Annotated in this window: 12 protein-coding genes; 11 read left to right on the plus strand and 1 reads right to left on the minus strand. The window is 42.3% G+C overall.

The genetic code is table 11. From position 1 onward, the window contains the following. Positions 1 to 29: 29 nt before the first annotated feature. A complete protein-coding gene (locus tag PQO03_RS05030; protein WP_274151630.1) occupies positions 30 to 581 on the minus strand; it encodes a sulfatase-like hydrolase/transferase in 552 nt (183 codons plus the stop codon). Positions 582 to 1,111: 530 nt separating this feature from the next. On the opposite strand from PQO03_RS05030, the gene PQO03_RS05035 reads away from it, so the two are divergent. The 11 genes from PQO03_RS05035 to PQO03_RS05085 all read left to right on the plus strand — a co-directional run bounded on the left by PQO03_RS05035 (position 1,112) and on the right by PQO03_RS05085 (position 14,040). Next, on the plus strand, positions 1,112 to 2,971 hold the full coding sequence (locus tag PQO03_RS05035) for an FAD-dependent oxidoreductase (protein ID WP_274151631.1): 1,860 nt from the start codon (positions 1,112 to 1,114) through the stop codon (positions 2,969 to 2,971). A gap of 27 nt (positions 2,972 to 2,998) precedes the next feature. Next, the gene (locus PQO03_RS05040) at positions 2,999 to 3,904 is read left to right on the plus strand and encodes a DUF4405 domain-containing protein (RefSeq protein ID WP_274151633.1); all 906 of its coding nucleotides are present in this window, start codon (positions 2,999 to 3,001) and stop codon (positions 3,902 to 3,904) included. Further along, the gene (locus PQO03_RS05045; protein ID WP_274151634.1) at positions 3,901 to 5,991 is read left to right on the plus strand and encodes a sulfatase-like hydrolase/transferase; all 2,091 of its coding nucleotides are present in this window, start codon (positions 3,901 to 3,903) and stop codon (positions 5,989 to 5,991) included. Before PQO03_RS05040 ends, PQO03_RS05045 begins: the two co-directional genes overlap by 4 nt. A gap of 18 nt (positions 5,992 to 6,009) precedes the next feature. Next, on the plus strand, positions 6,010 to 6,420 hold the full coding sequence (locus tag PQO03_RS05050) for a sialate O-acetylesterase (protein WP_274151635.1): 411 nt from the start codon (positions 6,010 to 6,012) through the stop codon (positions 6,418 to 6,420). An 11-nt stretch (positions 6,421 to 6,431) separates the two neighbouring features. Further along, entirely contained in the window at positions 6,432 to 6,893 is a 462-nt protein-coding gene (locus PQO03_RS05055) for a sialate O-acetylesterase (RefSeq protein WP_274151812.1), read from the plus strand. 747 nt (positions 6,894 to 7,640) lie between these two features. Beyond that, positions 7,641 to 8,672, plus strand: coding sequence for a virulence RhuM family protein (locus tag PQO03_RS05060; protein ID WP_274151637.1), 1,032 nt, complete (start codon positions 7,641 to 7,643; stop codon positions 8,670 to 8,672). Positions 8,673 to 8,720: 48 nt separating this feature from the next. After that, positions 8,721 to 9,926 carry a sialate O-acetylesterase gene (locus PQO03_RS05065; protein ID WP_274151638.1) on the plus strand — a complete coding sequence of 402 codons (1,206 nt, stop codon included), beginning with the start codon at positions 8,721 to 8,723 and terminating at the stop codon, positions 9,924 to 9,926. 14 nt (positions 9,927 to 9,940) lie between these two features. Beyond that, the gene (locus tag PQO03_RS05070; RefSeq protein ID WP_274151640.1) at positions 9,941 to 12,307 is read left to right on the plus strand and encodes a DUF6288 domain-containing protein; all 2,367 of its coding nucleotides are present in this window, start codon (positions 9,941 to 9,943) and stop codon (positions 12,305 to 12,307) included. Positions 12,308 to 12,470: 163 nt separating this feature from the next. Continuing rightward, complete coding sequence (locus PQO03_RS05075) at positions 12,471 to 12,701, plus strand: hypothetical protein (RefSeq protein WP_274151641.1); 231 nt, start codon at positions 12,471 to 12,473, stop codon at positions 12,699 to 12,701. Then, positions 12,668 to 13,144: an REP-associated tyrosine transposase gene (locus PQO03_RS05080; RefSeq protein ID WP_274151642.1), complete on the plus strand. Its 477-nt coding sequence runs from the start codon at positions 12,668 to 12,670 to the stop codon at positions 13,142 to 13,144. The genes PQO03_RS05075 and PQO03_RS05080 overlap by 34 nt, the downstream gene beginning before the upstream one ends. Continuing rightward, the gene (locus tag PQO03_RS05085) at positions 13,141 to 14,040 is read left to right on the plus strand and encodes an NAD-dependent epimerase/dehydratase family protein (protein ID WP_274151643.1); all 900 of its coding nucleotides are present in this window, start codon (positions 13,141 to 13,143) and stop codon (positions 14,038 to 14,040) included. The genes PQO03_RS05080 and PQO03_RS05085 overlap by 4 nt, the downstream gene beginning before the upstream one ends. Positions 14,041 to 14,340 lie beyond the last annotated feature (300 nt).

Here is a 14,340-nt window from a genome sequence, read left to right on the forward strand (position 1 = left end):
AATGCAATTGACACAATTGTTTCAAATTCTCATTCATTTGCGATCAAAATCTTACTATGGCAAGAAGTACGATTGGCTTCTTTCTTTGTCTTTCTGTTGATTAAAAATGGCAATGAGTTTTTTAGCAATTCAGGGTGCTGACCGGTACCTTTGTGACCATCGTGCATTCCGGTGAGCAAAGTATAACGAGCGGGAGCACAATAGGCGCTGCCATAGTAGCGTTTAAACTCCATGCCCTGTTGAGCTATAGAGTCGATATTTGGCGTTGTCAGGTGTTTTTGTCCATAGTGACTTAACATTCCTTTGCCGAGGTCATCGGCATAAATCAAAATGATATTGGTTTTCTTTTGCATCAAATTCATGCATTTGAAACGGATAATTGTTTTTCCCCAGGGGAAAAAGCCTTCTTCGCCATCGAGTTGATCGAGTTTTTCCCACATCACGATGCTAGCCTCCTGTAAAACATCGTCGACATTTCTCCAGCTCGGCAAGATGCTCCTAGCAAAGACGCGCAGGGCATTTTCGTGCTTTAAAAAAAGCTTCAAAAAATCAGCCTCTTTAAGTTCTGTGTTCTGGTCCATAATAAAATTCTCTTAGCTTGCTTTCTTATATACTAATTTGCTTAAAATAAAAACCTGCCACCCTTTTTTAATAAAAGTCAATAATAAGTCCTTTTTTTGTAAAATAGCTTCTCTAGTCTTAAGACAAAAAACAAGAAGATTAACTTTATTTTACTCATGGATGTAGGAATAAGACGGAAACTAAAGAATAACCTGAATCCGTGAGCTACATTAAGTTAATCCTCTTGATCTTTCGCCTTCATTGACTTACAACTTTTTTCAAAAGACCTACGGGTATTCCTGCAAAAAGTTGTAAAGTTCTGAAACCAAAATCCCTACGAGATTATTACAAAGCCAGCTCACGGATTCAGGAATAAGTCAAAAAATTAAATTTTGCTGTAAGATTTTCTTAGTTCCAGATAATACAGAGCTAAGAATTAAATGCACAGAGAAGTTTATGAATTAAGAAGGTCCTTGGCCAAGACTAAGGTCTGTCTTCAAAGAGCTCATAAATTCTTTATTTTTATTGATTAGAATTAAAAGGAATCACTATGGATCGTCGTCAATTTTTCAAAGCTCAAATTGCAGGTACTGCAATTCTCGCATCGTCTGGCTTAGTATTTAAAGCGGAGGCTAAAAATCTTCCCACTCCCAGTGCAGAAAGTCCGGATATGCTGGATGTGGATGTATTAGTTGTCGGCGGTGGTTCAGCCGGTCATGTAGCGGCTATTCAAGCAGGGCGCATGGGTGCTAAAACAGTTCTACTTGAGCGTGGTCCACAACTGGGTGGGACGACCACGACTGGTGGCGTTTGCTTCCCCGGACTTTTCCACGCTTGGGGTAAGCAAGTCATTTCCGGTATTGGCTGGGAACTCATAAAAAAATCGCGGGAAATAGATTGTAAGCCACTTCAAGATTTCTCTGTGGCCAATAAAAGTCATGTTTATTATCATGTAGATATCAATGCTCAGCTCTATTCACTTTTAGCCGAAGAAGCCTGCCTCGATGCAGGTGTGTCCTTGGCTTATTATCAATTCCCCGAAAAAGTTACTCAAACAAGCGATGGTTGGCTAGTTGACGTAGTAGGTCAGGGGGTGCGTTACCAATTGCGCTGTAAGCAAATTATCGATTGTACTGGTGGTGCAACGGTGGCGGGAATGCTCGGTATGGAACGCATGCGTGGTGAGGAACGTCAGCCGGGGACTCATGTTGTTATCTACAAGGGCTTTGACCGAGCTGTGGTCAACAAGAATAAATCAAAGATTCAGCAGATGTATAAGCAAGCGATTAAGGAAGGTCGACTTAAAAAAGGTGACACCTGGAGCGGTAATGCTTTTCAAGCCATCAATAGTACGCGTGGAAATGTCAATCATATCTTTGGTGCGGATTCATCTACTGCAGCAACGCAAACGCAAACCAACCTTGCGGGGAGAAAGTCGATTTTGCGCATGCTCAAGTTTCTAAAAACAATTCCGGGTGGTGAAAAGGCCAGTATCGATCGCATGATGACCGAGACGGCTAGTCGAGAAACTTACCGTATTAAAGGGGAAAGAGTTCTCACAGTCAATGATTATACCAGTGGACGTGTCTTTAAAGACTCACTCTGTTATTCATTCTATCCCATTGACCTGCATGATGCACATGGCGTCAAACCCAAAAAATTAAAGCCCGGTGTATTTCCCACCATTCCTAGATCATGCCTAATTCCCAAAGGCTCCAAAAATATCATGGTGGCAGGGCGTTCAGTTTCTAGTGATCGTTTAGCTAATTCTGCTGCTCGTGTACAGGCGACATGCATGGCCATGGGGCAAGCGACTGCAGTCACTGCGGTACTTGCTGCTAGACAGGGTAAGAGTCCAGGTGAAGTTGATTTGGATGAAACTCGCAAAGAACTCATTAAGCATAATGCGATTGTGATCGGTGAACTCAAAAGTGCTAAAGCTGAACCTAAAGAAGCTAAAGCTAAGGAACAAGAAGCCAAAACGCAGACCTTAAATGGCAATAGACTTTTAGTGGATGCGGGGGCAGCTCATGCGATAGGTTCTTGGAAAAAAAGCAGTAATTCTACTCCTGCCATTGGTTCGAGCTACCTGCATGACAACAATCAGGCCAAGGGTGAAAATTCTTTAAGTTTCAATATTAAAGTTGATAAGCCCGGTAAATATTCCATTAAACTCTTTTATAGTGCGCACGAGACCCGCGCCAATAATGTACCAGTGAACGTAAGCATTGGCGATCAAATTAAAGAGCTCCAAGTCAATCAACAAAAGAGTGATGATGGTGGCTATGTACTTGGTCAATTTGATATCCAAGATGCGGCGAAAGTTGTGATCTCCAATGCAGGAACTGAAGGCTTTGTCATTGTAGATGGTTTGGAAGTTTCTCCTATTAAAGAAAAAATTAAGATTTAAGCTAGTAGCTCAAAATAGGATCCATATTTGAAAAATAAAAAACAGCTCGTCAATCTCTTGGTAGCCAGTACTTTTCTCGTGATGGTGATTTCGGGATTGATGGCTTATTTTAGGCCCTTTTCACTCAAAACTACTGGCCTGCATTCATTGATGGGCTTCTTCTTTATCCTGCTCATATACCTGCATGTGAAGCATAATTTTAAGGGCTTGAAGAAAAGCTTCCAGGGGAAAAACTTAGCCCTGACTTTTGGCATCACAGCGCTTCTTACAAGCCTGTTTATTTGGCAACCTAAGCCAGTGCAGGCAATTCTTGGCTTAAGTAATAATTTGGGAGCAGCTCAAGATCGCTTTGCGATGAATGATAATGGCATGATTTATCATTATACCCCGACTCCTAAGTTTAAGCTTAAATTGGAAGTGAGAGCCGGCAAAGGCTATCAAACTCAGGCCCCTCCTGAAATGGCCATTTGGTTACAGAATCAATCGTCTTATCATATCAAAACTTTGCATAGTACGCAAAAAACTGAAGAGTTGCCATACTGGTCCTGGAAAGTGAAGGAGTACGAGAAAGCCAAAAAAGAAGCAGACGAAAACGATGGAGAAGTTTTGGCTGTCAGCGGGGCGACTCCCAATAGCTCCTTCGATGCCCGTGATTATATCTTACCCGAAAGAAATAAAGAAGCCTTTTATTTAGTGATAGAAGTCAACCAGCCAGGGGATGGCAATAAGTCTTACAAGGATCAACCCAGCCTCATCTATAAAGTCGAGATCGATAACAAATACCCCACGGCTTTTCAAGTGCTCGAACTCATGGGCTACTCAAAATACGATGAGCAAGAAGAACGCTGGGAAGCCTATTACCCCGATGAAACTATAACAAGTGCACTCAAGCTCATTGATAGTGCCTTGCTAACTATTGAGAGAGACAAATGAAAAAACGAGTATATTGGACTCTGTTATTCTTTACGAATCTGTATTTGTTGGCTGCCGAGAAACCCAGTGTCTTGCTGATTAATGTGGATGACTGGAATGATTGGAACGAAGTCTTAAAAGGGCATCCGCAAGCTATCACTCCCAATATTAAGCGCCTAGCAGAGCGGGGGCTAACTTTTAGTAAGGCCATTTGCGCCTCACCGTCCTGTGTGCCCTCGCGTCCGGCATTTTTTACCGGTATTGCCCCCTGGCGTTCCGGCAATATTTCCAATGATAATGGTCGTCGGCCTTGGCGTTTTTATTCGGGGTCGAAAGCTGTCACTATTCCTAAGCTCTTTTCACAAAATGGCTGGAAAAGCATTGGCATAGCCAAGAATTTCCACAAAGGAGATAAACCCGAGTTTGATACCTACATTCCATCCACCAAAAAGGTGACCAAAGTTAAAGGCGTCGGCATCAAACTCAATTCCTCGGCCATTTGGGATGTGGCCGATGTACCTCTTACTGAAATGGCGGACTACCGAGCGGCGAGTGCAGGCATTGAAAAAATCCAATCGAATGACGACCCGCTATTGCTTTCGGTGGGCATTTATCGTCCCCACGTTCCGTGGATTGTACCGCAGCAGTATTTCGATAAATACCCGCTTGAAAGTTTACAGCTACCAGAAGCACGTAGTGATGACCTAGATGATCTGCCGGAACGCTTCAAGTTGCTCGCTGGATTTGAGGCCAAGTTTGGTAAAGGATACCACGAAAATCTGGTAGAAAAGGGCTATGATAAACAGTTCGTGCGCGCCTATTTGGCTAGTGTAACTTTTGCCGACGAGCAGGTCGGACGCCTACTAGATGCCTGGTACGCTAGTCCCCATGCAGAGACGGGTTATGTGGTGCTGTGGAGTGACCACGGTTATATGCTTGGCGAGAAAAATGCTTGGTCTAAAATTAAACCCTGGTATGATTCCTCACGTAGTAACTTTATTATTGCGGGGCCTGATTTACCAAAAGGCGTGATGTGCAATAAAGCGGTTTCGCTCTTAGACCTCTACCCAACTCTAATTGACTTGCTTGGCCTACCGAATCCACCCCAAAAGCTCGATGGCAATAGTTTACTAGCATTGCTCAAGAATCCAGCAATGGACTGGGATAAGCCGGTACAAATGACTTGTCAGATGGACGGCGTGTTTTTCGAATCAATTCTCTCAAATGACTACCGCATGACCCGACTGGCTACAGGTGAAACGGAATTGTATAAGCTGTCTTCTGATCCACACGAATTTAAGAACCTTGCCGCCAATCCGGAATATTTGCCTCTTATAAAAAAGATGGAAAAACACCTGTCATTTTCTTATCCGGAAATCCCCCAAGACGGCTGGATTGAAGCGGAAGCAATTCCGGCGCAGACTTCGGCTGATTATAAACTCCGTGGTAATTGTCATTACTCCAGAACGGATGCCCATGCTTCCGGCGGTAAAATGATTTATGCAGACCTCTACGCGGGAAAGGGCAGCTATATAGATTTTGTTTTAGACCTGCAAATACCCGGGACCTATCGCCTCGAAACTGATATGGCCGCTAGTGGTAGTTTTTTAGTACAGGTAGATGATGTCAAGAACGAAGCGACTCAATCTGATAAAGGCTATCCAATGAAAAAATTAGCTCAATTTGAAGCGTCAAAATCAATAAAAACACAAGCGCTTGGCGTCATTCGTTTCGACGAGTCTGGACTCAAAATTATTCGTTTCGTTTCAAAAGTACCGAAACAGCAAATAAAATTTGATCGTCTTCGTCTTCGTCTTCTTCATGATGATCAAGCTAAAGTAACTGAACTTGAGTTCGAAGCGCCCAAGAAACAAATTAAGGAGTCCAAGGCTAAGTCTAAAGGGAATATAAAAAAGAATACCTGGGCTTCCCAAGCGCAATGGAACAAAGAACGACCGGGCTTAGAATGGGTCTTTACTTTTATGGATAAAAATGGCGATGGTATGGTAGATTCAAGTGAGTACAAAGCTCTACAAGAATTCAAAAAGAAATATGGTAAAAAGTGGCAAGTTCAAGCTCGCAAAGAACTTGAGTCCAAAGCTCTGTAGACAAAAAGGGTGAAAATAATGAACTATAAATTTATAAAAGTCACAGTACTTGCTCTTCTATGTGCAGTAAGTTTTGAACATCTATTTGCGCAAGGCTCACAAGGTGGAGCTAAACAACAACCTTTAAATGAAGTTGATTTCTCTGTCTTTTCTAAAGATGAAAGCATGGATATTTTTCTACTTGTGGGGCAATCTAATATGAAGGGGCGCGGTGCTATAGAGATGAAGCCAGAAACGAATAATAGGAATGTGTTTTTTCATTCAAAACAGCGCTCCTGGTACATAAGTCGCGATCCTTTGCATGCTCAGGGAGTTCCAGACCTGCTTGATGGTAAAGATAAGGCAGGAACTGGCCCGGCCATGAGCTTTGCCAAAACCTTGTTTGAAAAGATCCAAATTTTTCCGCGGCTTTTGTTCCTGCGGCCGTAGGTGGTGCAGGAATTAATCTCTACAAAGAAGAGGGGAGAGTGTATACTCGCTCCTTGGAGCTTTTATCCGATGCGCAAAAAAAGTCACCGCTTAAAACAGAAATCAAAGCCATCTTATGGCTGCAGGGTGAATCTGATGCAAGAGATGATGGCCGTTACTTATCTTATGAAAAAAACCTGCTGAGTTTAGTTGATCGTTACAGGAAAGATTTAAATAATCCTGAATTACCATTTATTGCTTGTACAATTGGCAGCTTTCTCGATAAGAAAAGGTTTGCTCGTACTGAAGAGATTAATAAAATACTCCTAAGTCTTCCTTCCAAAAGGAAGAATACTGCATGTGTTGACGCTCGTGATATTACAGAGACCATTGGTGATCAGGTGCACTTTAGTAAGGAAGCACAGAAAGAGATCGGCAAACGCTTTACTGCAGCTTATTTAAAACTACAAGCATCTGAAAATCAGGGTAAATAGAGGAAGTCAGAGGCCAATCGTACTTCTTGCCATAGCGAACTTATGATCGCAAATAAATGAAAATTTGAAACAATTATGTCAATTGCATCATTCGAAACAAGTCCATGGTAAGAAACATTTAATAGAGGCCTTTTTTTATGAAAGTAGTTATTGCAGCATTAATATTTTTTCTTTAAACTTTTCCGCATTATTTTCTAGGGAGCGACCTGATTTTGTCATTGTTATGGTTGATGATATGGGGTACTCGGACATTGGCTGCTACGGGGCTGATGTGATTGAGACGCCTCAGCTTGATCGGATTGCTATGAACGGGAACTTAAGCTTTTTTAAGCTCAAATAAGATGCTTTAGTATGCCCGCGGGGCCTCCCCGAACACCGAAGGGGCTACCACACAGGCAAAAAAGTTATTGCCCGTCTGGCGAAGACCACCCTTAGGAATCCCAACGCTAGTCACTTCGCGCCCGCGCTTAATTTTAACCTTAGATTTGCTTAAGTTCCCTACCATTACGGGCTCCCCGACCACCGGAGGGTGTTGCCACACAGGAAAAAAAGGTACGGGCAAAGATTTTTCAGTATATTCCACCAAAGGTGGAGGATAATGCAGAGAGTCAGAAAGATCATCTCGACCTCGATTCGAAACTAATATGAAAAATCATTGGACTTTGCCGAGAGCCGCGGGTATATAATAGAGATACAATGGCATTCTTAATGCCAAATAAGCATGTTTGAATGTGAAGGAGTGGACTCATGGATGGGAAAAAGAAAAAGTTTATTCGTAATAGTACGGCAGAGTTTTTAACTTTTAGTCAGCAGAGTGGCGAAGAGCATATTGAGGCACGTTACGAAGATGAGACAATTTGGTTATCGCAAAAGTTAATGTCTCAGCTCTTTGAAGTTGATGTGCGCACGGTGAATGAACACTTAAAAAATATTTATTTACAAGAAGAGCTGAGCTCAGAGTCAACTATCCGGAAATTCCGGATAGCTCAATTAGAGGGCACTCGTGAGGTTTCTCGCAATATAGAGTTTTATAACTTAGATGCGATAATTTCGGTGGGATATCGAGTCAATTCAGTACGAGCAACTCAATTTCGCCAATGGGCAACACAAGTATTAAGAGATTTTGCTATTAAGGGTTATGTGATTGATAAAAAGCGGATGGAGAATGGATCGTTTTTAGGAGATGATTATTTTGAAGAACTCTTAGAAGAAATCCGAGAGATTCGTCTTAGTGAACGCCGCTTTTATCAGAAAATCACCGATATATACACAACGAGTATGGATTATAACAAAGAGGCTCCCACGACACGTGAGTTTTTCGCAAAAGTTCAGAATAAACTTCATTATGCGATTCACGGCTATACCGCAGCTGAATTGATTATAGGTCGCGCCGATAGTGAAAAAGATTTCATGGGGCTGAATAGTTGGAAAAAGGCACCGGAGGGAAAAATTTTAAAATCTGATGTTTCAGTTGCTAAAAATTATTTACTTAAAGATGAGTTAGACTCATTGGGTCGCATTGTTAATGCCTATTTAGAATTGGCTGAAGACCGGGCTAAGAGAAAGATTCCTATGACCATGGAGGATTGGGCTAAACGTTTAGATCTATTTTTAGAATTTGACGATCGTGATGTGCTTTTGGATAGTGGTAAGATATCGACTGCTATAGCGAAAGGCCATGCGGAAACAGAGTTTGAGAAATACCGTATTGTTCAAGATCGTTTATTTAAAAATGATTTTGATAAAATTCTTCAAAATCTTGAGCATAAAGATTCATGAAATTCACTCAAATATGATTGAATTAATAACTCAAAAATAGGGAGCGCTATGAAAAAAATATTTGTATTGTTGAGTTTATTTTTAGTGACTTGGGGGCTTCAAGCCAAGCCACTTAAAGTTTATATTTTGGCGGGGCAATCCAATATGCAGGGCCATGCCAAAGTTTCGGTTCTTGATTACATGAAAGAAGATCCCAAGTCTATGGGTCTCTATAAAAGCATGCATGATAAGCAAGGTAAAATCAAAGTATGTGAAGATGTTTATATTTCTAACTTCACGGGAACTAACGAAAATAATGCTAAATCCTTTGGTTCTTTGACGGCAGGTTATGGCGCTAGAAGGAATCCGCTTGTATCCGAGGATAAGATTGGCCCCGAATTCACTTTTGGCATCACCATGCATAAGCTCTTGAATGAACCAGTGCTCATTATTAAAACTGCTTGGGGCGGTAAATCTCTATTCAAAGATTTTCGTTCACCGAGTGCTGGGCCCTATGTTCCTAACGAAATGGACATCAAAAAAAAGCGTTATGCCACGAGCGAACAGCAGAAACAATTGGAGAAAGAAACAGGTCATTACTACAGATTGATGATCAGTCATGTGAATGAAGTCTTAAAGGATATTAAGCGAGTTTACCCCCAGTACAATTCAAAGCAGGGCTATGAACTAGCGGGCTTTGTGTGGTTTCAGGGCTGGAATGATATGGTAACGCGCGATGTTTACCCCTACCTCAAAAAAGGAGGACAGGGCAATCGCTTTGATTCCTATAGTGAGAATTTAACCCACTTGATTCGCGATATTCGCAAAGATTTAAATGTACCTCAATTGCCTGTTTGTATTGGTGTGATGGGCGTGGGTGGTATAAGTAATTCAAAGCAGGCAGATTTTAGGCAAGCGATGATAGCGCCGTCAAGCTATCCGGAATTTAAAGGCAATGTCACCGCAGTAGAAACCGCGGCCTTCTGGGATGATAAGCTGGGTGCTATAGATGAGAAGCGCAGCAAAATTCGCCAAATGGCTTATTTGCTGAGAACAAAGAATAAAAACCATGCTAATAAAGAGGGCAAGATGAGCACTCAAGAACAAAAGCAGTTCTTAGTGGATTATCGAGCTAAACTCATTTCAAAAGAAGAAGATGCACTCTTTGCTCGTGGAGCGTCTAATGCGGGCTATCATTACCTAGGTTGCGCTAAGACAATGGCCTTGATTGGTGAGGCTTTTGCTCAAAAACTGTATTCGATACAAGATAAGTAAGGGAGTCTGAACTTATGAAAAAATTATTATTACTCTTGTTTATACCGATTTTACTTGATGCGGCTATTCCCGATTTAACTCAAGGAGGAGCAGTACCTGCACGTGATGCCAAAGACTGGAACTTGGGGCCGACGGGGGCGCGAGGCTGGATCTATAGTGATAAGTATTCGACTTCTGAAGCTCGACAGATTTATGTTACATCTGTCGAGAAATCTTCTCCAGCTTATAAAATTTTACTTGTCGGTGATGTAATTATCGGTATAGGGAAAAGCAAATTTCAGGATGACCCCAGAAGAACTTTGGGCCGAGCCATCACTCAGGCAGAAGCTAGAAATGGAATCCTAGCTTTATTAATCTGGAGGCAAAATAAAATTGCGAGTATCAACTTAAAACTTAAAGTTTTGGGTAAGTATTCAGCGACGAGCCCTTTTACTTGTACAAAGTCAGAGATGATTTTTAAACAAGCTTGTGAGAACATTGCTAAAAATTTAAAGAAAAATAAGAATAGATCGAATTGGATCGTTCGTTCCGCTAATACTTTGGCGCTGCTTGCTAGTGGTGATCGTCGTTATTTATCCCTGATAAAAAAAGAAGTTGCGGAAGCCGCAAAATATCAGGGGATACGTACGAATAGTTATTACTCATGGTTTTATGGACCGGTCACTAGTTTGATTGCCGAATATACGTTGGCCACAGGAGACAAACGCTACCTCAAAGATCTTAAACGAATTGCTTTGGAGATAGTTAATGGGCAGAGTCCTGTGGGTTCTTGGGGACATCGCTTTGTGGATCCTAATGGTCGACTACGGGGTTACGGCATGATGAATGCTCCTGGCCTGCCTTTAACGCTCTCACTTGTCTTGGCTAGAAAGGCGGGGGTGAAAGATGCCAAGTTCGATCAAGCGATTGAAAAAAGTACTAAACTCTTGCGATTCTATGTGGGTAAGGGAGCGATTCCCTATGGTGATCATCATCCCTGGACTCAAACGCATGATGATAATGGGAAAAATGGCATGGCAGCGGTGTTGTTTAATCTTTTGGGTGATAAAGAAGCCGCGGGATATTTTTCTCGTATGAGTGTGGCAACACACTCAGATGAGAGAGAAATGGGTCATACGGGTAATTTCTTTAATATTCAGTGGGCGCTGCCGGGCGTGGCACTCTCGGGACCTCAAGCAAGTGGGGCGTGGATGCGTGAGTATTCTTGGTATTATGATTTAGCACGTCGTTGGGATGGTAGTTTTATTCATCAAGGAGCCCCCCAAGATAAAAAAGATTCCTATCGAAATTGGGACACAAGCGGTGTCATGGTCTTAGCCTATGCACAGGGAAATCGCAATATTTACTTAACAGGAAAAAAAAGCGATCTTGTCGAGCAAATATCAACTGCGAATGCAGAAGCAATAGTGGCACTTGGGCGTGGATGGACTTTGAAAAATAAACATGAGTATCTCAATGGGCGAAGTGATAAGGCTCTCGTTTTAGCATTGAGCAATTGGTCACCAGTGATGCGAATCCGTGCAGCGGAAGCATTAGCCAAAAGAAAGCCAAAAGATTTAAAGCCTTACTTTGAACTCTTGGATTCAAATGATCTTTATTCTGCTTTAGGAGCCTGTGAACTGATCATCCAAATGAAAGGCCAGGCAAAAGACGCGGTGCCTCAGCTCATTAAATGGCTCGATTATCCAGATTTGTGGTTAAGGATTAAAGCAGCGGATGCATTAGCCGCTATTGGTCAGCCCTCGATGAAAGCGGTGCCACGGATGCTAGAAATGTTTGCTGAGCAATCCTCCGGTGACCCGCGTGGAATGCTTCAGCGCTACCTCTGTTTTGCCTTGTTTAATAAGCGAGGTGGCTTGTTGGGAAAATTCCTTGATGGTGTGGATAAAAAAGATCTTCTTGAAGCCGTTAAAATAGGACTGAAAAATGATGATGGTCGTGCACGAGGTGCAATTAGTAGCGTTTACGAAAACTTAGAATTCGAGGAACTCGAACCCTTACTGCCAGCTATTCTCGATGCTATAGAAGAGCCCGCACCGAGTGGGATCATGTTTGCCGATGGTATTCGTACGGCGGGCTTGAAGCTACTAGTGACTCATAAAGTTGCTGATGGACTGCCATTAACAGTGGACTACATCAAAAATCAAAAAAAGCATGGCAGTCAAAAACGCATCCTTGTTTTGATTAAATATGTTGAATCCTATGGGGCTCATGCACAAAAAGAAATCGCTAAAATGAATGATATTATTGACTACTTTGAAAAACAAGAAGAAGGTTTTCCCAAAAAGCTCAGTATGCAAAAAGCTCAATACCTGCGCGAATCAATTGAACGCATCCAAAAAACAAATCTTAGGCCGCAGTTAAAATTTATAGAGAAGTAAAGGCGGTGAAACTTATTTCTAGAATGGAATCAGAGCTATATAAAAGCTCTATATACAGTTCCAGATTCTTGTATGAAAGAAGCGGTCGCCTTAGTATATTTTAAAGTCTGGGAGCGCCAATTTGCAATCGGCATTAATCAAGAGCCCTTTAAAAGAGAAATAAATGCGTGAGGGATTTAACAATAGTGAAGCTTGGCATAGTCGAGGTTATTTGCCCCATTACGATGTAGAAGGCAAGTATCAGATGATTAGCTATCGTCTTGCGGATAGCTTGCCCCAAGAAGTTCTTTTAAACTTAGAAAATGACCTTGCTGGGAGCGCCGATTTGCAATCGCATTATCAAAAGATGATAAAAGGGCAATGGACAAACGCAAAATCATCGAAAAGTACCTAGATAGTGGATACGGTTCATGCTTATTAAAAGATTCTCGTACAGCCGCAATTCTTGTCGAAGGCTGGAGGTTTTTTGATACAGAACGTTATGATCTTATTGCCTATGTGGTGATGCCGAATCATGTACATCTCTTGATTAAAACTTACGAAGGCTGGAGTATGGGAGATTTAGTAAAATCGTGGAAGAGGGCGTCGACCAAGTCCATAAGACATTTATATAGAGCCGATTGCAAATCGGAGCTCCCAGCAGGATTCCACCCAGGGCTATTAAAAGAAGGCAAGTCTTTTTGGCAGCGGGAGTATTGGGATCGTTTTATTCGCGATGAAAGGCATTATTATGCTACAATAGATTATATTCACCATAATACCGTAAAAGCAAATTTAGTGAATAAGGCCGTGGATTGGGCGTATTCATCTTGTGGAAAAGAAGGAGAAATAAAATGAAAAGAACACTTATGATTATTGGCGGCTCGGGCTGTGTAGGTGAAGAGACAGCCAAGGCTTTGCTGAGAGATGAAGATGTAAAAGTGATTTCCGTTGCACGGGGTAAATCGCCGGTTAATGCCATTGATGGGGTGATTTATGAACAGGGAGATATTTTAGATAGCGAATCAATCCTTAAGTTATTAGAAAAATATTCAGTGAGTCATGTTTTACATACCGCCGCTTTGCGAACCTCGCAATGCAAAGATCAGCCCAGACAAGCAGTAGAAATCAATATCAATGGTACGACTAATGTCTTGGAGGCCGTCCGCGAATATGGCAAAGTAGAACACTTTGTATTCATCAGTACTGCGGCGGTTTATAAAGTGCCTGAAGATGACAGTTTTCCCGATGAAAATTCGCCTAGCGAAGCCTTGAACCTCTATACGGCAACAAAACTCGCAGGTGAAGTCCTAGTTGAATCTTATGCTCATAGCTATGGCATCAAAGCCACGGTGCTGCGACCGCAAATTATTTATGGACCGACTCGAGGCAGCGAAGGCTCCACGGCTGGTTTAAGCACAGCCTTGAAGGAGGCGGGGGCAGGGCACTCATTCTGTATCCCTTTTAGCGGCACGTACGCTTTTACCTATAGCGGTGATGTGGGCAAGTTTTGCAAAGTCGTTCTTTTAGAGCCGAGTGATAAGTTTGAGATATATAATGTCCCAGGTGAGTCACTCTCGATCAAAGATGTGGTTCAAGAAATCAACTCTCTTTGCGGGCAAGATTTGATCTCTTTTAAGCAAGAAGATTACCCCTTTGCCAAGGGCGTTTCGTCGAGCAAGTTTTTCAAAGATTTTCCGCAAAGCCAAGTAAGTCCCATGAGTGAAATCTTGCATGATCACCTATTGAGCTAAAAAGAGGTTTGGAACTTAAGTGCTACTACCTTTTTTAGTAGGGCCCCGAGGGCTCCTCGGCCACCGGAGGTGTTTATACTGGGGCGGAGCCCCAAGTTTGACTAAATGAGGGACGAGTCGCTCACACTCCCACCAAGATACTGCCGTATGGGCAAATGCTTTTTATCCGCCTGTATGGCAGCAGCCCTTGACCCGGCGACTGGTGCGGAGCCCCCTATATTTTTATCCGCCCGCCGGAGGCATTAAAATCATAAACTAATATTCATCATCCGCATTGGAATGCGGAGCTCCCAGGTTTTG

The organism is Lentisphaera profundi, assembly GCF_028728065.1.
Lineage (GTDB): Bacteria > Verrucomicrobiota > Lentisphaeria > Lentisphaerales > Lentisphaeraceae > Lentisphaera > Lentisphaera profundi.

What these genes read in the sequence shown, in the direction of transcription:
- PQO03_RS05030 (WP_274151630.1), bottom strand. Translation starts at nt 581, where the DNA reads ATGGACCAGAACACAGAACTTAAAGAGGCTGATTTTTTGAAGCTTTTT.
- PQO03_RS05035 (WP_274151631.1), top strand. Translation starts at nt 1,112, where the DNA reads ATGGATCGTCGTCAATTTTTCAAAGCTCAAATTGCAGGTACTGCAATT.
- PQO03_RS05045 (WP_274151634.1), top strand. Translation starts at nt 3,901, where the DNA reads ATGAAAAAACGAGTATATTGGACTCTGTTATTCTTTACGAATCTGTAT.
- PQO03_RS05050 (WP_274151635.1), top strand. Translation starts at nt 6,010, where the DNA reads ATGAACTATAAATTTATAAAAGTCACAGTACTTGCTCTTCTATGTGCA.
- PQO03_RS05060 (WP_274151637.1), top strand. Translation starts at nt 7,641, where the DNA reads ATGGATGGGAAAAAGAAAAAGTTTATTCGTAATAGTACGGCAGAGTTT.
- PQO03_RS05065 (WP_274151638.1), top strand. Translation starts at nt 8,721, where the DNA reads ATGAAAAAAATATTTGTATTGTTGAGTTTATTTTTAGTGACTTGGGGG.
- PQO03_RS05070 (WP_274151640.1), top strand. Translation starts at nt 9,941, where the DNA reads ATGAAAAAATTATTATTACTCTTGTTTATACCGATTTTACTTGATGCG.
- PQO03_RS05075 (WP_274151641.1), top strand. Translation starts at nt 12,471, where the DNA reads ATGCGTGAGGGATTTAACAATAGTGAAGCTTGGCATAGTCGAGGTTAT.
- PQO03_RS05080 (WP_274151642.1), top strand. Translation starts at nt 12,668, where the DNA reads ATGGACAAACGCAAAATCATCGAAAAGTACCTAGATAGTGGATACGGT.
- PQO03_RS05085 (WP_274151643.1), top strand. Translation starts at nt 13,141, where the DNA reads ATGAAAAGAACACTTATGATTATTGGCGGCTCGGGCTGTGTAGGTGAA.